This window comes from Ruminococcus flavefaciens MA2007 (genome assembly GCF_000621845.1).
In the GTDB taxonomy this organism is placed as follows: domain Bacteria; phylum Bacillota; class Clostridia; order Oscillospirales; family Ruminococcaceae; genus Ruminococcus; species Ruminococcus flavefaciens_E.
On record NZ_KK211356.1, the window covers coordinates 2,713 to 23,869 of the forward strand.

The following is a 21,157-nucleotide window of genomic DNA, read 5'->3' on the forward strand; positions in this document are numbered from 1 at the left end:
GACTGGAACAACCAGAATCAGCAGCAGAACTGGAACCAGAATAACGACTGGAACAACCAGTGGAACAATCAGCAGCCTCAGAACAATGCAGTTCCCGCAGGCACTGAGATGAACAAGAATGCTACTATGTCTGATGATTTCAGAAACGGCTCATCACGCCATTTCATAGCTTCTGACGGCTGGGAGAACGGCGATCCGTTTGACTGCGGCTGGTATGCTTCACAGACAGCTTTCAGAAACGGCGCTCTCGAGCTCACTATCGACAGAGACAATACAGGCAAGTACAACTATGCAGGCGCTGAGTACAGAACCAATGATTTCTACGGCTTCGGCTATTATGAGACATCTATGCAGGCTATCAAGAACAACGGCGTTGTTTCTTCATTCTTCACCTACACAGGCGAGTCCGACGGCAATCCTTGGGACGAGATAGACATCGAGATCCTCGGCAAGGACACTACAAAGGTACAGTTCAACTACTATACCAACGGACAGGGCAAGCATGAGTTCATGTACGACCTTGGCTTCGACGCTTCACAGGGCTTCCACACCTATGGATTCGACTGGCAGCGCGATCATATCACATGGTATGTAGACGGCAAGGCAGTTTACACAGCTAATCAGAACATTCCTCAGACACCCGGTAAGATCATGATGAACGCATGGCCCGGCAGAGGTGTTGACGAGTGGCTTGCACATTATGACGGCAGAACTCCGCTCACAGCACGTTATCAGTGGGTAACATACAACAAGCAGTAATTGCCCGATAGCATAAAAACAAAACAGGCGTAAAGAATAATTCTTTGCGTCTGTTTTTTTATGGAAATAAGCGGCATTGGAGATCTTACGGATAGGGATTTTTCGGGGATAAACAGTTTTGATTTTGCAAAAATCAGCGTAATGCACAATCATACTGCGCGAAATATAGCCAAGTTATGCGCTTTTATCAGAACTTGTCTGCAATACTCCACCCGTGGTTTACAAAATCCCGAGACAGGAAAGAGCAATAAATGACAAAAGAAGCGCAAAAAATGAAATATGCTTTGGTCTGCGGCAGGATTTTTCAGGAGAAAATAAGGATATTCCTACCAATTGTAATATTCTGGTTTGATTTTACAGTTCGGAGAGGCAAAGCTTTCGCAGTATAAATGTGAGGTTGGAATATAGCAATAGTTATTGCGAATAAAGTAAGTAATATTTTGTGCACAAAATGAAATACTGCGAAAATGCGATGTTTGCGGAGATTAAATGAGATAACCAGTTAAAAAATGGACCTTGCAGCACATCTGAAAAAAAGTGCACTTAAATGATGTTACTTATCAAAAATTGCGTTTGGCACTTTCGGGCAGATAGCAATATTTGATTTCTGCCTGATTTTAGCCATGTGTAGTATTGAAGAATCCGCAATATCTGGTCAAAAAGTCAATGACAGCAAATTTTGGCTTGTGCTTTAATTAGTTAAGATATTATAATTAGTGTATAAGATATAAAAATATGCACTTATTGGGATTCTTAATCTAACAAGGGTTTCTCCGAGGTTTCAGCCTGTATGGCGGCTTCGGCAGATACCGTAATCAAAAACTCAAAGGAGTGATCTAAAGTGAAGCTATCAAAAATGAAGAGGGTAATCAGCGGAGCTGTTTCAGCGCTGATGATAGCCTCAAGCATACCCGCTGTTGCTTCGGCTGCTGATCAGCAGACGAGAGGAAATGTCGGCGGATATGACTACGAGATGTGGAACCAGAATGGTCAGGGACAGGCTTCAATGAACCCGGGTGCAGGTTCATTTACTTGTTCATGGAGCAATATCGAAAACTTCCTTGCTCGTATGGGTAAGAATTTCGACAGCCAGAAGAAGAATTACAAGGCTTTCGGAGATATTGTCCTCACTTATGATGTAGAGTACACACCAAGAGGAAATTCGTATATGTGCGTATACGGCTGGACAAGAAATCCTCTTATGGAATACTACATCGTAGAAGGCTGGGGCGACTGGAGACCACCCGGAAATGACGGCGAGAACAAGGGTACTGTAACTCTTAACGGCAATACTTACGATATCCGTAAGTCAATGCGTTACAATCAGCCGTCTCTCGACGGTACTGCAACATTCCCGCAGTACTGGAGCGTTCGTCAGTCCAGCGGTTCCAAGAACAACACTACAAACTACATGAAGGGCACTATCGACGTTTCAAAGCACTTTGACGCATGGTCAAAGGCAGGACTTGATATGTCGGGTACTCTCTATGAGGTATCTCTCAATATCGAGGGCTACCGTTCAAACGGTCAGGCTAATGTAAAGAGCGTTACTGTAACAACAGGCGGTTCAGGCAATAATAATCAGCAGCAGAACAATAACCAGCAGCAGAATCAGTGGAATCAGCAGCAGAACAACAACCAGCAGCAGAACCAGTGGAACTGGAACCAGCAGCAGAATAACAATCAGCAGCAGAATCAGTGGAATCAGAATCAGCAGCCGCAGCAGCAGAACAACAGCTCAAACTTTACAGCAAGCGGACAGAAGTTCAGCGTAGGCAACGGACAGACTCAGCACAAGGGCGACAACGTTGACGGCTACAGCTACGAGATCTGGCTCGACAATACAGGCGGAAGCGGTTCAATGACACTTGGCAGCGGCGGTTCATTCAGCACAGAGTGGAATGCTACAGTTTCAAGAGGTAACTTCCTTGCTCGCCGCGGCAGAAACTATGACGCTACAAAGAAGGCTACAGAGTATGGTCCTATCGTAATGGATTATGCAGCTGACTATTCAGCAAGCTCACAGGGTAACTCAAGACTCTGCGTATACGGCTGGATGAAGGATCCTCTTGTTGAGTATTACATCATCGAGGACTGGGTAAACTGGTGCCCGTCACCAAACGGCGGCAGCAAGACCGTTACTATCGACGGTGCTCAGTATGAGATATTCCAGCTCGACCATACAGGTCCTACTATCCTCGGCAATACTCAGACATTCAAGCAGTACTTCAGTGTTCGTAAGTCAAAGAGAACATCAGGTACTATCACAGTATCAGACCACTTCAAGGCTTGGGCAGAGGCAGGCTGGAACATCGGTAACCTCACAGAAGTAGCACTCAACGTAGAAGGCTGGGAGAGCAGCGGTAAGGCTAACGTATCCAAGCTCACTATCGGCACAAGCGGCGGCGGAAACAACAACACTCAGCAGAATAACAACCAGCAGCAGAACCAGTGGAACCAGCAGCAGAACAACAACCAGCAGCAGAACCAGTGGAACCAGCAGCAGAACAATAACCAGCAGCAGAATCAGTGGAACTGGAATCAGCAGCAGAATAACAACCAGCAGCAGAACCAGTGGAATCAGCAGCAGAATAACAACCAGCAGCAGAACCAGTGGAATCAGCAGCAGAATAACAACACAAGCACTTCACAGGGATCAGGACTCAAGGACATCTTTGCTCCTTGGTTCAAGATCGGTACTTCCGTAAGCCCTAACGAGCTTAATTCAGGTGCTTCATTCCTCAAGGAGAACTACAATTCTATCACTCCCGAGAACGAGCTCAAGCCTGATTCGATACTCGATCAGTCAGCTTGTCAGCAGAGAGGAAACAATGTAAATACACAGATCAACCTCAGCAGAGCTGCTCAGACTCTGAAGTTCTGCGAGAGCAATGGCATCTCGCTCCGCGGTCACACATTCGTTTGGTACAGCCAGACTCCTGACTGGTTCTTCCGTGAGAACTTCTCAAGCAACGGCGCTTACGTATCAAAGGATATCATGGATCAGCGTCTTGAGAGCATGATAAAGAATACTTTCGAGGCACTCAAGACTCAGTATCCTAAGCTTGACGTCTATGCATACGACGTATGCAACGAGCTCTTCGTAAACGACGGCGGCGGACTCAGACCTGCAAGCAACTCCAACTGGGTAAAGGTCTACGGCGATGATTCATTCGTTCTCAACGCATTCAAGTATGCAAGAAAGTATGCTCCTGCAGGCTGCAAGCTCTACCTGAATGACTATAACGAGTACATCGGCGCTAAGACAAACGATATCTACAACATGGCAATGAAGCTCAAGCAGCAGGGTACTATCGACGGTATCGGTATGCAGGCTCATCTTGCTACAAACTATCCTGACGCAAAGACCTTTGAGACAGCTTTAAAGAAGTTCCTCAGCACAGGTCTGGACGTTCAGATCACTGAGCTGGACATCACCTGCTCAGACCTTAACGCACAGGCTGACCTCTATGAGGATATCTTCAAGATCGCAATGGCTAACTCTGATAAGATACCTGCTCTTACTATCTGGGGAACATCAGATAACGTAAGCTGGAGATCTTCACAGAATCCGCTCCTGTTCTCACAGGGCTACAAGCCAAAGCCAGCTTATGAGAGAGTAGTTGCTCTTGCAAAGGGCGGCAGCGTTACACCTTCAAACAACAACAATAATAACAATACTCAGCAGCAGAACAACAACCAGCAGCAGAACCAGTGGAACTGGAATCAGCAGCAGAATAATCAGCAGCCACAGCAGCAGTGGAACTGGGATCAGAATCAGAACAACCAGTGGAACCAGCAGCAGAATAATAACCAGCAGCAGAACTGGAATCAGCCACAGAACAACAACTGGAACAATCAGTGGAACAACCAGAACAACGACTGGTTCAACAACGTAACAAAGTGGGGCGACGCAAACGGCGATAATAATGTAGATATGGGCGATACTGTATCTATCATGCAGTCACTTGCCAACCCGAACAAGTATAATCTTTCCGAGCAGGGCGCTTACAACGGCGACGTTTACAACCCCGGAAGCGGTATCACAAACTTTGACGCAGCATCGCTCCAGATGTTCTTCCTCGGTCTGATACCTGATATCCCATACGGCAGCAACGACTGGAACAACCAGTGGAACCAGCAGCAGAATAACAATCAGCAGCAGAATCAGTGGAACTGGAATCAGCAGCAGAACAACAATCAGCAGCAGAATCAGCAGCCGCAGCAGCAGAACAACAGCTCCAACTTCACAGCAAGCGGACAGAAGTTCAGCGTAGGCAGCGGTCAGACTCAGCACAAGGGCGACAACGTTGACGGCTACAGCTATGAGATATGGCTTGACAACACAGGCGGAAGCGGTTCAATGACACTTGGCAGCGGCGGTTCATTCAGCACAGAGTGGAATGCTACAGTTTCAAGAGGTAACTTCCTTGCTCGCCGCGGCAGAAACTATGACGCATCAAAGAAGGCTACAGATTACGGTCCGATCGTAATGGACTATGCAGCTGACTATTCAGCAAGCTCACAGGGCAACTCACGTCTCTGCGTATACGGCTGGATGAAGAATCCGCTCGTAGAGTACTACATCATCGAGGACTGGGTAAACTGGTGCCCGTCAGCAAACGGACAGAGCAAGACAGTTACTATCGACGGTGCTCAGTATGAGATATTCCAGCTCGACCACACAGGTCCTACTATCCTCGGCACTACCGAGACATTCAAGCAGTACTTCAGCGTCCGCAAGTCAAAGAGAACATCAGGTACTATCACAGTATCAGACCACTTCAAGGCTTGGGCAGAAGCAGGCTGGAACATCGGTAACCTCACAGAGGTAGCACTCAATGTTGAGGGCTGGGAGAGCAGCGGTAAGGCTAACGTATCAAAGCTCACTATCGGCACAAGCGGCAGCGGAAGCAATAATAATACTCAGCAGCAGAACAACCAGTGGAATCAGCAGCAGAACAACAACCAGCAGCAGAACCAGTGGAACTGGAATCAGCAGCAGAATAATCAGCAGCCACAGCAGCAGAACAACACAGCTGTTCAGAGCGGCAAGAAGCTCTGCGCTATCTCATTCGATGACGGTGCAAGCGCTACAAGCAAGTCAGATCCGGGCTACAGAATTATCGACGCACTTATCAAGAACAACATGACAGCTACATTCTTCAACGTAGGCGACTGGATCAAGTCCAACGACCAGATCAAGTATGAGTACCAGAACGGCATGGAAGTAGCTAACCACACAAAGTCTCATCCACATCTCGGACAGATGGGCGCTTCACAGATCAGAAGCGAGTGGGAGCAGTGCAACAGCAAGCTCAAGAGCATCATCGGCGCTGATCCTTCAAAGCTTATGAGACTTCCTTACCTTGAGAGCAATGCAACAGTTCAGTCCGCACTCAACGATGTACCGCTTATCAGCTGTGCAATCGATACACAGGACTGGAACGGCGCTTCTAAGGATCAGATCGTAAATACTATCAAGCAGGCTGCACAGAACGGCTCACTTGAAGGCGCTATCGTTCTTTGCCACGAGACATATGCCAACACAGCAGCGGCTATGGAAGAAGTCCTCCCATGGCTCGCACAGAATGGTTACCAGAACGTAAACATCTCTGATATGGCTAAGGCTCATGGAAAGACACTTGGCGGCGGTCAGGTCCACACACGCGCTTGATCGGTATTTGTCATTATAATATTTGTTTTAAAACTCCCGTACATCTGTGCGGGAGTTTTTTGCGGTAAAAAATAAAGCTGTCGGGATCTGTTTATCCCGACAGCTGTTTTTAGTGGCTGTTTGTCTCGGAGGACTTGTCTTTTTTCAGATAATCGGTAAAGCTTATCTTTGTTTTGCTGGTTGCGTTATATGCGTAGTAGGAGAGCACGTATGAAGCGTCCACAGCGTTTACTGCTCCGTCCTTGTTTACGTCGCAGTATGTCAGCTCATCGCTTGTGGGCTTGGACTTGCTTGTAGCTGCCCTTGTGTATGCAGTGAGAATGATCGAAGCGTCGATAGCGTTGATAGCGCCGTCGCCGTTGGGATCGCCCAGTGAAGGCTTGCCATTTGTTACTGGTGTTGTGCCTTCATTGCCGGTTACTGTATAATAATAAAATAATGTGTTGGAGAGGAGTTTGTTTGTGACATCTTTGCCGTTGAGATCAATGGCTTTTTTTATGGTTAGCTTGCATTCATGATTTCCGACAGCTGAATCATCGGGTATCTTTATCTTAACTGTAGGGTAGAAGAAATAGCCTCCGTAACTCTGCTGCTCAGCTGATAATTTCTTTTCAAGTATCACAGCTTTTGAGTCATCAAGCTCAACATCATAGTCAAATTCCTTGAAATAATGGTCTTTGCCGTTGATATTGCCTGATACATAATAGCCTTTGTCGGTCAGCGTTCTTTCGTTGCCTGTAAGCTTTTCGTTGCCGCTGGCTGCTCGGCTTATGCTCATCGAGGTTATTTTTACTATTTCAACCTCGGGATCAGGTCTTCCCGTATCCTTTCCGTTTTTGTCAAGTATGGAATATTTGCCGTTATATGTATTGAATTTAGATGTAACATCATTGCCATTTTTATCAATAGCTTTTGTTACAACGATCTTAAATCCGTATTCGCGCATAGGAGTGTTTTCGGGGAATTTCAGTTTTGCCTGAACGGAATAGAAGTCGCCTAAATTGCACAGTTCTTTCTTCTGTACGACCACGTTTTTATCATCAAATACGAAGTCGTATTCAAAATCCTTGATCTGTTCACGGAATTTAAGGAGCTTTGCAGATGTTCCGCGGTCATCGTAAAGTTCAATGCTGAAAATGAATGAATTATCGCCGCTGCCCTGTTTGAATTCATAGTAATCGCTGTTTGAAAAGATACCTTTAAGGTTCAGGTCTGCGGCAGTTGTGGCTGTTGCTGCGTTAGCCGCAAAAAAACTGTCGGCAGAATTATACAGTGAATAATTCACCGAGCCGCCAGCCATAAGAAGTGCCATAACAGCGGCTATTATTCTTGTTTTTTTCATGTTTTTAGTCCTTTCAAAGAATATGTCATGTTTAATTATATCCATTTTTATGCCGTGATTCTAATCAATTTTTGCGGTATATAAAGAAAAAGCGGCAAAATATATGCTTTGCCGCAAAAAATCATTGAACTGTTATCAGTAATGTGCTATAATAGGTTTATTATTAATATGTAGAGAGGCATTTTTATGAAAAAACTAAAGAAGATCGGGAGCTTTGCGGCGGCTCTCCTTATGGCCGCTTCACTCCAATGCGCATTTCCGCGTACTATGGCTGAGCAAAGCGCAGACGGACTTTTCATAAACGAGGTCTGCACCCAGAATAAAAGCAGCTTCAAAGACAGCCTCGGCAGAGCTTCAGACTGGATAGAGCTGTATAACGGCGGCAGCAAGGATATCGACCTGTCAGGCTTCGGTATATCCGACAGCGCGGATTTGCCGCTGAGGTTCGTATTTCCGTCGGGAACTGTTATAAAAAAGGGAGGATATCTCCTTGTAGTTGCCGATAAAAAGTCTGAGGGACTGACAGAACTGAACACGGGCTTCGGACTGAGCAAGTCAGAGGAGACTCTTATACTTTCGGCTCCTGACGGAACAGCTCTTCAAAAGCTTGAGATACCTGCACTTGCGGAGGACTCCTCTTACGGACGTACAGCAAACGGCAGCTTTGCGGTAATGCCGCCTACTCCTGCTGCTGCAAATAAAAATATGCCTGCGGAGCCTGTATTCTCGCTGGAATCCGGCTTTTACAGCGCAGACAAGGTCAAGGAGCTGACTATCAGCTCGTCGGACACGGTTTATTATACCCTTGACGGCTCCGATCCGACCACATCAAAGACCGCAAAGGTCTACAGCGGCGCTATACCGATGTATGACAGGAGCGCTGATGAGAACGTCTACAGCAAGTATCAGCATGAGGAGAACAGCGCCTATTCCATAACGCCTACCCAGTGGTTTGAGGCTAATCCCGAGAAAATGGACAAGGCAACTATCGTAAGAGCGGTCTCAAAGTCCGCAGACGGTACCTTTGGCAGAGTATCCTCAAAGACATATTTCGTAATGGACGATGAAAAGCTGAAATACTACTCGGGTATACCTGTAGTCTCTCTCGTTACCGATCCCGATAACCTCTTCGGCAAGGATAAGGGCATATACGTTACAGGTCAGCAGTATCTTGACTGGCTGAAGACCGACGGCACAACGGAAATGCCTGCAAATTTTATTTCAACGGGAAAGGCTTGGGAGCGCGAGGCTGATATCACCTATTTCAAGGACGGAGAGCTGGGCTTCTCACAGAAAATGGGCATACGCATAAGAGGCTCGTCCACGCGGAACAGCGTTGTAAAGAGCTTCAATGTCTATGCAAGGAGCGAATACGGCGATTCAAAGCTGGATTATAAGCTCATTGACGACAATTATTCCACAGATGACGGCAAAAAGATAAAGCGCTACGATTCATTCGGTCTGAGAGCAGTCTCATGGGTGGACAGGCTCAGAGAGCGCGTGGTGAATTCGTCTCTCCGCGATATGCCTGCACTGGCTACCTACGCAGGGGACAGATGTATGCTGTTCATCGACGGCGAGCTGTGGGGAATGTACGAGATAACCGAGAAAGCCTCGGATTACTACATACAGTCCAATTACGGCGTTCCTGCGGAAAACGTTTCTTTAGTAAAGAACGGCGAGCTTGAGGAAGGTCCTGACGACGAGCCGCTGAATATTCAGCTCCTTGGTGAATATTGCCGCGATAATGACCTGACAGTTCCCGAGAATTACGAATATGTGGCTTCACAGGTAGACTTCGAGAGCCTTATCGACTGCTACTGCACAGGTCTGTACCTCGGCACATGGGACTGGCCTAACTACAACTATCTCATGTGGAGATACACAGGCGACGCCATAGACGGTAATGTCTACAGCGACGGAAAATGGCGTTTCGGCGCATTTGATTTCGATTATTCAGTGGGACTTACCTATGATGATTTCGGCGGTGTTGAGTCCTATCAGCACGACAGCTTCACAAAAATGGACGGTGTTTCAGACGCTATCCCCACTGTGATATTTGCGGAGCTCCTCAAAAATCCCGAGTTCAAGCAGATGTTTGCGGATAAGTTCTATTCCTATGCCTACTCTGTATTCGAGTCGGACAAAATGGTGAAAGAGCTTGACGACGAGGAAAGCAGGTACATGGACTACCTGACCATGACTGCATGGCGCTGGTGCGACGGCGCTCCCGATACGGACTTTGACACGTTCATAGCGGAGCAGGAGAGCTTCTATCACGATGAAATGGACGTAATGCGCACCTTTTTCAAGAACCGCGCAGGATATGCCGTGGCAAATATGCAGAAATACCTTGGTATCTCCGATAATACCGCGACTGTTACCGTAACAGCACAGGGAAAGGGAAGTATTTCCGTTGATTCGGCTGATACAGCGCTTTCGGGAAATGTTTGGACGGGCTCATATAACAGCGGACAAAAGGTGACTATTACTGCAAATCCTGAAAAGGGCTATGTTTTCGCAGGCTGGTCAGGAGCTGTGACTTCCGATTCTCCGACTATAACCGTTGACGCCGACAAGGCAGTCACGCTGACCTGTACCTTCAAGGAGGACTACAAGTCGGGCGACGTAGACCTTGACGGCAAAATAAAGGTAGCCGACCTGCTTCTTATGTGTAAATATCTCCGAGGAGCAGAAAGCTTCAGTCAGATGCAGTTCATGCTTGCTGACATGAACGAGGACGGCGCCGCCGATATATTCGACCTTGTTCTGCTTAGAAAGGAACTCCTGAAACAATAATACCATATCAAACAGCTCCCCTCGGGGAGCTGTTTTGCTGTTATAGCGGCATTGCAGTCAAACATTAAGCAAATTAACAGAATGTTCCGCAATACGCTGTAATGTTTGATTGACAGGCTGAAAATACAGTGCTATGATATAATTGAAGATATGTGTCCGAGAGAAAAAAATTTTTTTCGGAAAAATAAAAATTTGGGTGCGTAAATTTCAGAGTTCATACGTCTAATAGATATAAAGCAAATTTGCCTTAAAAACATAAGGGGGTAATCTAATGGGAAACGATGCAGAGCGCTACCGCCGTTTCCTTGATGGTGATGATAATGGATTAATAGAAATAATTGATGAATATCATGAGGGAATGTCGCTTTACCTCAACAGTATAGTGAATAATATGTGCCTTGCCGATGATATAGTGCAGGAGACCTTCGTAAAGCTTGCCATTAAAAAGCCGCCTTTCCGGGGGAAGTGCTCATTCAAGACGTGGCTTTTCACTATTGCGAGGAACTGCGCAATCGACCATCTGAGGAAGGATCAGAAAATTTCAGATTTGTCTCTTGATGAATATCTTGTTATATCCGATGTTACCGACACAGAAAAGGAATACTTCAAGGAAGAGCAGAAAAAGGAGCTTTACAGAGCTATGAAGCGCCTTAATCCCGAGTATTATCAGGTGCTCTACCTTATGTATTTCGAGGACCTTGATACCTCGGATATAGCAAGGATAATGCACAAAGCAAAACGACAGGTCAGCGATCTGATTTTCAGAGCGAGAAAGTCATTAAGATCTGAACTTGAAAGGAAGGGCTTTATTTATGAGAGATACTAAGGATATCGCAGAAGCCGTATTCAGGATACGTGACGAGCATCTTGCAAGGCAGAGAAAAAAGCGCATACGTGCCGAGAAAGCCTGTGCCGCAGTTTCGGCTATTGCTGCCGCAGTTGTCATAACCGCAAAAGCAGCCGACCTTGCTTATGACAGCAAGCCTTCGCGTCAGCCTGAGATGAGCTCGGTAATTGCTGTGACTACCGAGGCTGCAAGCGAGACGGTTACCGATGTGCGCAGCACCGAAGCAGCTGTATCGACTGTTGTCACCAATACAACAGCTCCTGTAAAAACGACAGCAAAGCCCGTAACTTCCGTGACAAAAGCCGCTTTCTCCATGATATCATCAGCCGCAGGAAACAAAGCAGTGAATACTGTGACAACAGTATCAGATGCTGCAAAAGCTGACACAAATGCTGACACGAACAACACACAACCACCTGTTACTACCGATATCAATGAAGATGATTGCAAGGAGGTAATCAGAATGAAAGTAATAAACGTTAAGAAATATCTTGCTGCTCTTTCAGCAGCCGCAATGGCTTCCGCTTCAGTCAATATGCCTGCAAATGCTCAGGCTATGTACACACCCAAGCCTATAGACTCTCTCGCAGACGCTGTCATTTACTTTGAGGCAAATACCGATAAAATGGACTTTGACGGCAGCGGAAAATTAAACGGCTTCGATGCATATGCGCTTTTCACATATATGAATGAGCCTGAGTCGCTCCCCGAGGGCTATGCTGCAAAATGTGCTGAGTACGGTGATTTCAACAAGGACGGAGTAATCGATACTCTCGACACCGACCTGTTCAAGGAGATATGTGAACTCAGATATATGCTGGAAGATTATGGAAATTATATAGACAATGCTGAATATCTGCTCCCTGCGGGTACAGATCCTCATAAACACGTCTACAGGACAGTATCTCCCGACGCTCCTGCCGAGCTGAAAGAAAAGCTTCTGAATAATGTTTATGTTGACGAGAGCTATACCTATGGTTCGGACGAGAACAAAAAAATCTTTATAGACTATTTCTTCTTTAATCTAAGAAATTCTGCATTTCCGACCGAGTATACCTATGATAAGTATAACGACGCATATTATAAGAGATTCATCGAAAACTATGACGCAGAAAAGTACAGCTTTGATATAAATGAGGACGGAATCGTTGATCTGAAAGACCTCTATGACATTTTTATCTATGATGTAGCTTCTGCTGACGAGGGCGGCCCGATATGCAAGAATTCTTATTTCGGACAGTTTAATAATGTCGAAAAGATCATCAACGGTCAGACATGGATCGTTGCCGATAAAGATAATCCGCTTCGCAAGCGCCTTCCTATGTCAGAGGAGTTCAAGCAGCAGCTCTGGGCTAAGTGCGAGCCGTTATACGACTATGTTTATTCGTTTTTAGATTACTACAAGGACGATATGTATCTGTGCGATCAGACAGTATTTGACATTATCGCAAGATATATCGTCAGCAATACGGAGCTTGACATGGTAAATATGAGCAGTCTGTATTATGTACAGTATCACGGAGACCTTATGCTCTGCGACCATTCTGTAAGTGAGTACTTTGCAGGTGAGTTATCATGGATATTAAGGCAGCACTTTAACAGGACGGATAGTCAGAATGATGACATTTACGAAAGAAAAGCGTCCGAAAAGTATTATACAGCTATCGCAGATCACGATTATATGCATGATAACGATATTTACAGAGCAATGATAGCTGAGACAAAGGATGTGCTGAAAAGCGGTCTCAAAAATGATATGTTCGACATAAATAAGGACGGCGAGATAAATTATCTGGATTCATATGTCTTTGAGCTGTATATTGGCGACCTTATCAAAGGCATAACTGCTGAAAAGAGTATACTTCCTGCTGATATGTGGAATTTCATCGACCAGAATGTAGAGCTTGACAATGATGATATCCCGGGAACATTCGGCGATTTCATGCTGTATCAAGCCGCAGTTGGCTCGCCTTTTGAACAGCCTCAGTACAAGCTGGATATATACTACCTCCAGCTTCTTGAGAAAAAGGGACTGGTAGACCTCAGCGATATCAGACCATATATCGAGCAGCTCTGCAAGGACAAGGAAGCAGGCGACGTTGACTTCGACGGCAGTGTAAATGCTATCGACGCAAGCTATGTGCTCAGCTACTATGCAGAAACATCTGTAAATGCGGAGATAAGCAACGTTACCGTAGCTCACATGGAGTATATGGCAGACGTCAACACAGACGGAAAAGTAAACAGCGTAGACGCTTCCGAGATACTTTCGGCCTATGCTGAAAATGCAGTAAAAAACTAAAAGCATAATAAAAGCCATGCAGGAATGCCCCTGCATGGCTTTTTTCTTTTACTTCAGAAATTCTTCAAGCGTCATTTTAACAGTGTTCTTTGTAACTGCGCGGTAGGCGTAATATGAAATATAATGTTTAAAGTATTTTGTGAAATTGATAAGACATTTTTCGCAGCCGGAACGTGTGCGCAATAAAACTGAAATTCCTTGGACAATATCACCAAAAGCTCATTTTTACAGTTTTTAGTGAACTGTGTGAACGAAATATTTCGGAAATAGTTTGCTTAGGTAATAAAAATGCTAAAAATATCATAATAATATCATAATATTACAAAAAACCTGACCATTTATTGCGAAGTAATAGCTAAATATTGCGGTTTTGTTAATAGCTTATTTACTTTTGTTATTGTTTATTGTATATTTAAAATAAAGATATTAGACAATTATGCCATACATTAGGCATAATAACCGTTTTGGGTGGATTATTTATCACAGTGTTTCTTCTGGCTGGGACATTCAGAGGTCAGCTGTACCCCTCTTATACGGCGGCTTCTGCATTTAAACCAGAAAAATTGTCCTGCTTATTTTACGGAACGTTATTCAGGACTACATATAATAAAAGGAGTGATTGAAGTGAAACTTTCAAAAATGAAGAAGATCATCAGCGGAACCGTATCCGCAGTAATGATCGCGGCGTCCGTACCCATCTCAGCTAATGCGGGCGGTTTCAATTTCGGCGGTGATAACGGCGGCATGACATGGGGCGGCTGGGGAAATAACGGCGGCGGACAGGACTGGAGCGGCTTTGCGGGCGGCTTCGAGACCAACGGAAACACCAACATAGGCTCAGACGCAGGCAATGGCGGAAACGCTCAGTCAGGTCTCAACTCTCAGATCAAGGGCGATATGCCTACAAGGGTACCGAACGGCGCTGAAAAGACAAGCCAGTGCAAGGTGGAGAACAAGACCTATAACTGCAAATTTACAGGCAAGCAGAAAAAGTGCAATGTTATTCTCCCTCCGAACTACAATTCAAGCAAGAAATATCCTGTAATGTTCGTTCTCCACGGAATCATGGGAAGCGAGAACGATATGGTAAGCGGCATGGGCGTTCAGGAGCTCATGACAGGTCTTATGTCAAGCGGTCAGGCTGAGGAGTTCATCGTTGTAACTCCGAATATGTTCACAAGCAAGACTATGAACAGCCCAAGCGGTATCAACCAGCAGACCTGTGCAGAGTACGACAACTTCCTCTATGACGTTACAGACAGCCTTCTTCCTTTCATCAAGGAGAACTACTCCGTTAAGGAAGGCAGAGAATATACAGCTATCACAGGCTTCTCAATGGGCGGCCGTGAGGCTATCTACTGCGGACTTATGCGCCCCGATGTATTCGGATATGTAGGCGGCGCCTGCCCTGCACCCGGTATCACACCCGGTAAGGACTCGTTCATGACTCACCCCGGCTGTATGCAGGAGAGTGAGATGAAGTTCAGAGACGTAGGTCCCGAGCCTGCTGTATTCATGATAACAGGTGGAACCAACGACAGCGTTGTTGGTACATTCCCCAAGCAGTACAGCGACATTCTCACAAGAAACGGCGTTAATCACGTTTACCAGTCTATCCCCGGCGGCGGACATGACGCTAACTCTGTAAAGCCTCATCTCTATACATTCATGAGATATGCTTTCAAGGCTTCAGCAAGTGAGCCTGTTACAACAACTACTACAACTGCTGCAACGACTACAACTACTAAAGCAACAACAACTACCACAGCAGAACCCGTAGTTACTACAACTACAGTTCAGAATGAGCAGAACTCACAGGGCGGCGGCTTCGGCGGCGATATCTCCGCAAAGGTAACTAAGTGGGGCGACGCAAACAACGACGGCACAGTTGATATGGGCGACGTAGTTCTTATCATGCAGTCTCTTGCCAACCCCGATAAGTATAAGCTTTCAGAGCCAGGTCTCTACAACGCAGACGCTTATGAGGCAGGCAGCGGTATTACTTCAAACGACGCCCTTGCTATCCAGAAGTACCTCTTAGGTCTGATAACAAAGCTTCCTGAGAGCTATTCTGTAAATGTGACTACAGCACCTGTTACTACAACAGTAACAACAACTGCTGAAGTTACAACAACTACTACTGCAGCTCCTGTATCAGGCGGCGCTCTGAATAATAACTTCGATTCAGGCGTTGGCGACTGGGCAGGCAGAGGCTCAGCTTCTGTTACCGCTACAGACGCAGCTTATTACGGCGCGTCAGGTCAGTCTATGCTTATCACAGACAGAAACGCTGAGTGGAACGGTGCGGCTATAAGCCTCGGCTCAGACTTCCAGCCAGGTCAGACATACAGCGTAAGTCTTGCAGCTCTCCAGATGTCAGGCAGCTCCGCTGAGATACAGATATCTCTCCAGCAGGGCGGCAACGGCGGCGGAAGCGCTGTTTACACATCTATCGCAAAGGCGACCTGCGAGAGCGGCGTATGGACAAAGATAGAGAACACATCATTCACTATCCCTGACAATGCAGGCGATATGACACTCTACGTTGAGACTGTTGAGTCTTCGGGAGACCTTATGGATATTTATATTGACGATGTACTGGTTGCAGCTGAGGGCACAAAGTCAGCAGTTACAACAGGCGGCACAGGCAAGGTGCCTGAGATAGTTGTTCCTCCTACACCTACAGTAGACACTACTAAGTGGGATAACTACAAGGAGACAGCTTCGGCTCAGTATATCGACTTCTACAAGAGCTCGATAAAGCACATGGGCAACACATACAGACTTACTCAGAAGCTCACTGCTGCTGAGAGCGGTTCACCTCTGACAGTTGCTTACCTCGGTGGTTCTATCACTGAGGGCAAGAATTACACAACACCATTTTCCAACTACCTCAGGACAACATTTGCTAAGGGCAGCTTCAAGGAGATAAACGCAGGTCTCTCAGGAACTTCTTCCGTTGTTGGTCTCGTCCGCAGCGAAAAGCAGATAGTTGAGCAGAAGCCTGATATCATCTTCCTCGAATTCTCGGTAAACGACCACGAGGATATCATGTACAAGAAGTGCTTCGAGAGCTGTATCAAGAAGTTCCTTGATATGCCTAACGAGCCGGCTGTAGGTATCATCATCACCCGTGCAAAGGGCGGCTTCTCAAGCCAGTCACAGATGTATCCTATCGGCAAGAACTTCGATATCCCTGTAATTAGCATGGACGACGCTCTTACAAAGGCATTCAACAGCAACTTCCTCCAGCCAGGCGACTACTACACAGACGAGTATCACCCACACCAGAAGGGCGGACAGCTTGTAGCTGACTGTATGGCTTACTATGTTCGTCAGGCATTAAAGAGCGAGAACCAGTCCGCAGGCTATACTCAGCCTACTAAGTACGTATACGGCGCAGAGTATGCAAACTGCGTGAACGTTGATCCTAAGAATCTGACAAACTTCAACGCAGGTTCATGGAAGTCAGGCGGCGGTTATAACAATAACCCTGGTCTCAACTACTCATACACACTCAACGGCGGCAGTCCTATGACCTTCAAGACACAGGGCAAGGGACTCATCATCGTATTCAAGGCAAACAGCTCAGGCATGGGCAGCATCAATGTTACTGTAAACGGCAAGACCACAAAGGTAAACGGCAACAAGCAGTATACATGGGGCGGTCCTGACGCAGAGCTTGGCTACTATCAGGATACAACAGGTGACCTTGACGTTTCTATCAGCGGAAGCGGCAGCTTCACAATCTGGGGCGTAGGTCTTATCAAGTAAAACTGATACTAAAAGGCTTCAACTTTATGTTGGAGCCTTTTTTACGGATAAAACATAATCCCCGAAGGAGAGAAAGCTTCGGGGATTTTAAACTCAGTTCCGAATGGGGAAGTTCGGAACGTAGTTTGCGTATATAAATATTGAAGCAGCTTACTTGTTGAGGAGAGCCTGCTGGATAGCCTGTGCGTCGCCGACAGTGAGTCCGCCGCCGTTTACATCGGCATTAGCCTTGCCCTGTGCGGTAAGGTGTATTGACGCAGTACCGTTTTCACCGTATTTGTTGGGATTTGAAAGAGCCTGCATGATGAGGACTACGTCTGACATATCTGTCTGACCGTCGCAGTTTGCGTCGCCCTTGACAAGAACTGCTGGCTGTGTAGCAGGAGCGCTGTCGGTCTTGAAATCGCCTGTGGTAAAGCTGCTCATCTTCCAGCTGCCATTTTCAAATGCGAATACGGCTCTGCACTTGCCCTGTATATCATTGCTTGAAACAGTTGTTGCTGTGAAGCTGTCTGCGGTCACATTGGAAATAACGACGCCGTCGGTAGTATTGAATGCCAGTGAGCCTCTTGCGCCTTCATTCATATAAAGGATACCGTTCTTTTCAAGGAAACGTGCGTTGCATTCACTCATAAAGTAGTCCTTGACCTCACCTGTGAATTTCTTGCCGATGAGCTCCTTGACCTCATCAACTGACTTGAACAGTGAGAGGTCTGTTACTTTGTAGTAGGGAGTGTTGTTTACTTTGAAGTCAGCCTTGTCGCTGTGAGCAAGACCGCTTGCGAATGTAAAATCAATGAATGAGTAAGCGTCCATTTTTTCGATAGCGTGAGTAGCAAGGGACTTCTTGTCTGCCTCACGTACAAGGCGTATCCTGCCTGCGTTTCCGATATAGAGCTCGTCAGGTCTTTCTGCACGATATGTAGCAGTATACTTTATTTCTGAACCCTCGAAAAATCTGAGAACTGTGAACATTTTGCCGCCGATAGTTTCGTCGCCAAGCTTTACTTCGCCTGTGACTGTGTTTCCGTCAATATCTGTATATTTATATGTGCCGTCTGCATTTACCTCAAATGTACCTGTCTCACTTGCAGATACGTCAACAGGGAAGCCGCCCTTTGACTCCTGATACTTCCATACACCTGTGAATCCGCTGAGGCTTGTTTCTGCCGCACCCTTGCGGACAAGGCGTGAAACGTGATTGTTTCCGTAATAGATAGCGTCGGGATCATCGCTGTGATAGTAGCCGCCGAATCTGCGCTCTTCGCCTTCATATAAGCTTATGCACTGAAAAGGTGTGTCGCCGATAGTCTCAATGCTGAACTGAACTGTTCCCGATGAGGTCTTGCCGCTGAGGTCGGTAAAAGTATAAGTGCCGTCCTTGTTTATAACGACTGTGCCGTAGTCTGTTGGTGTGATATTAACGGGTAAGTTGGTATCCGAGTTCTGGTATTTCCATTCGCCTGCAATATGAGCGATATCTGTGGTTTCAGCGGAAACCTCAGATGTTATGGAAGCTGTTGCAGTCTCTGCTGCATAAGATGTGATCGCGGGAGCTGCTGAAAGCATAAGGCTGAGTGCAGCGATAACAGATACAAAGTTTTTCATAATAATTTCCTCCGATATATAAATGTGATACTGCTGCACGAACTCCGTGTGCGCAGTTTTGTTTTTGATAGTTAAGTCCGCAGGGGACTGTGTTCTGTTGGTCGACCTTTCATAAAGAACAATCGAAGCTGAAATATCAAGTGTTACACAGTTTCAAAATTTTTTTAAAATTCTGAAATTGTCGGTATACAGCGAAAAAAGCGGCTGATATTTATATTCAGCAGGAAAAATTCTGATTTTTATCCACCTAAGCTTTAAAAAAATGGGTTTAACATTTTGTGCATATGCTGTATGATAAAAGTGTATTACTTTTTTACTATACATAGGCTAAATCATGACATTAAAGGAGGAAATGACTATGAAAAAATCCAGAACTGTCAGGTTCGGGCTTTCGGGAATGATAGCAGGAGCTATGATGTTTTCTGCTGTTTCGGCAATGCCTGCCGTTACTAATGCACAGGAGCCTGACGCAAACGGATACTATTATCACGATACATTTGAAAACGGCACAGACGACTGGGAGGGGAGAGGCGGTGCTTCTGTTTCTACAGGCGGTACGGCTTACGCAGGCAGTAAGGCTCTCACAGTCTCGGACAGAGGCAGTTCGTGGCACGGCGCTCAGAAAGCCCTCGACTCACAGACCTTCAAGGCAGGGGAGGAGTACAGCTTCAGTGCGGCTGTTTCAGGCTCGGGCAATATGATGTTATCTCTCCAGTACACAGACGCTTCGGGAAAAACAGCCTACGGACATATAGCAAGCGGTCAGTCCGAGGGCGATTATGTACTGCTTTCCAATACGAATTATAAGCTCCCCGAGGGCTCGGGATATATCCTTTATGTTGAGACAGAGGACGGCACAGCGAGCTTCTCTGTTGACGAGGTCATCGCTGCAAAGGCAGGCACACAGCCTGACGTGCCTCAGCCTATTAATGTGATACAGGGCGACTTCAACGGCGACGAGAGAGTTGATATATTCGACCTTGTCCTTGCAAGGAAGTCACTGGTCAGCTATACATCGGGTTCAGCCACAGATACAGTTATGACGGTGGCAGACATTGACTGCGACGGCGAATTTGCTGTAAACGACATTGTTATGCTGTCAAAGTTCATTCTCGGAAAGGTAAAGGAGTTCCCTGAGCCGATAGTTACGACAACAACTACGACAGCTCCTCCTGTGACCACGACTACCACGAGCAATGCCGATCCAAGCGCTTACATGGCAAGCATAAGGGATAAGATAACAGTAAATGTTCCGCAGAATGTGCTGAAAAATGCAGAGGGCAAGATAGAGCATATCACATACTTCTCAAAGAAGGCTAACCGCAATAAGGGCGCAAATGTTTGGCTGCCGCCAGGATATGACAGCAGCAAGAAATATCCTGTATTCTATGTGAACCACGGATACGGCGGCGATGAGTTCTCTATGATGAACGGTATGGGCGTGCGCGAGATAGCTACAAACCTCATAAAGAGCGGCGAAGCAGAGCCTATGATAATCGTATTCGCAAACCAGTATACCGATCCGAACCACGAAAAGCAGACAGGCAACGGTCAGGCAGATGTTCCGGGATACGATAATTTCGTAGAGGATATGCCCGACAGCCTTATGCCTTATATCGAATCCCACTACCCTGTAAAGACAGGACGCGAGAATACCGCGGTTGCAGGCTTCTCAATGGGCGGCAGAGAATCCCTCTACATCGGTATGAAGTGCTGCGACAAGGTGGGCTACATCGGCGGCGGAGCTCCTGCCCCGGGTATCTTCCCGACAAGAGACCAGTTCATGACTCACCCCGGTGTTATGAGCAAGGATGATATGCGCATTGATCCGCCGTATTCACCGTATATCCTGATGATAGCAGGAGGAACCAACGACACTATGGTAAACGACTTCCCGAAGCAGTACAGCGACCTGTTCACACAGCACGGCACAGAGAATATCTATATCTCGGTACCGGGCGGCGGTCACGACAGCAATACGGTAATTCCGCTTATGTATAACTTCATAAGGTTCATATTCAAGGCATGATAAATGCAAAAATTTGCCCC

The 21,157-nt window shown here is 46.3% G+C and carries 8 protein-coding genes and 1 pseudogene; 7 read left to right on the forward strand and 2 right to left on the reverse strand.

Annotated elements, in window-relative coordinates; translation table 11 throughout:
* Positions 1-117: 117 nt before the first annotated feature.
* Both bglS and T497_RS17790 read left to right on the forward strand, forming a co-directional pair.
* A pseudogene (gene bglS, locus T497_RS18620) lies at positions 118-747 on the forward strand (beta-glucanase); the annotation flags it as partial.
* A gap of 853 nt (positions 748-1,600) precedes the next feature.
* Entirely contained in the window at positions 1,601-6,436 is a 4,836-nt protein-coding gene (locus tag T497_RS17790) for a glycoside hydrolase family 11 protein (RefSeq protein ID WP_155266927.1), read from the forward strand.
* A gap of 109 nt (positions 6,437-6,545) precedes the next feature.
* On the opposite strand, the gene T497_RS17795 is transcribed toward T497_RS17790, so the two are convergent.
* Complete coding sequence (locus T497_RS17795; RefSeq protein ID WP_028516259.1) at positions 6,546-7,778, reverse strand: dockerin type I domain-containing protein; 1,233 nt, start codon at positions 7,776-7,778, stop codon at positions 6,546-6,548.
* 186 nt (positions 7,779-7,964) lie between these two features.
* On the opposite strand from T497_RS17795, the gene T497_RS0114635 reads away from it, so the two are divergent.
* The 4 genes from T497_RS0114635 to T497_RS17800 all read left to right on the forward strand — a co-directional run bounded on the left by T497_RS0114635 (position 7,965) and on the right by T497_RS17800 (position 17,500).
* Positions 7,965-10,577 (forward strand): CotH kinase family protein, encoded by a 2,613-nt coding sequence (locus tag T497_RS0114635; protein ID WP_028516260.1) that lies wholly within the window; start codon positions 7,965-7,967, stop codon positions 10,575-10,577.
* Between the two features lie 271 nt (positions 10,578-10,848).
* Positions 10,849-11,403 carry an RNA polymerase sigma factor gene (locus tag T497_RS0114640; protein ID WP_028516261.1) on the forward strand — a complete coding sequence of 185 codons (555 nt, stop codon included), beginning with the start codon at positions 10,849-10,851 and terminating at the stop codon, positions 11,401-11,403.
* Complete coding sequence (locus T497_RS0114645) at positions 11,390-13,726, forward strand: dockerin type I domain-containing protein (RefSeq protein WP_028516262.1); 2,337 nt, start codon at positions 11,390-11,392, stop codon at positions 13,724-13,726. Before T497_RS0114640 ends, T497_RS0114645 begins: the two co-directional genes overlap by 14 nt.
* A 624-nt stretch (positions 13,727-14,350) precedes the next feature.
* Positions 14,351-17,500, forward strand: coding sequence for a carbohydrate binding domain-containing protein (locus tag T497_RS17800; RefSeq protein WP_051530698.1), 3,150 nt, complete (start codon positions 14,351-14,353; stop codon positions 17,498-17,500).
* Between the two features lie 150 nt (positions 17,501-17,650).
* On the opposite strand, the gene T497_RS0114665 is transcribed toward T497_RS17800, so the two are convergent.
* On the reverse strand, positions 17,651-19,108 hold the full coding sequence (locus T497_RS0114665) for a dockerin type I repeat-containing protein (protein WP_028516263.1): 1,458 nt from the start codon (positions 19,106-19,108) through the stop codon (positions 17,651-17,653).
* Between the two features lie 358 nt (positions 19,109-19,466).
* Between T497_RS0114665 and T497_RS17805 the strand changes: the two genes are divergently transcribed.
* Positions 19,467-21,137 carry a carbohydrate binding domain-containing protein gene (locus T497_RS17805; protein ID WP_051530699.1) on the forward strand — a complete coding sequence of 557 codons (1,671 nt, stop codon included), beginning with the start codon at positions 19,467-19,469 and terminating at the stop codon, positions 21,135-21,137.
* The last annotated feature ends 20 nt before the right edge of the window (positions 21,138-21,157 follow it).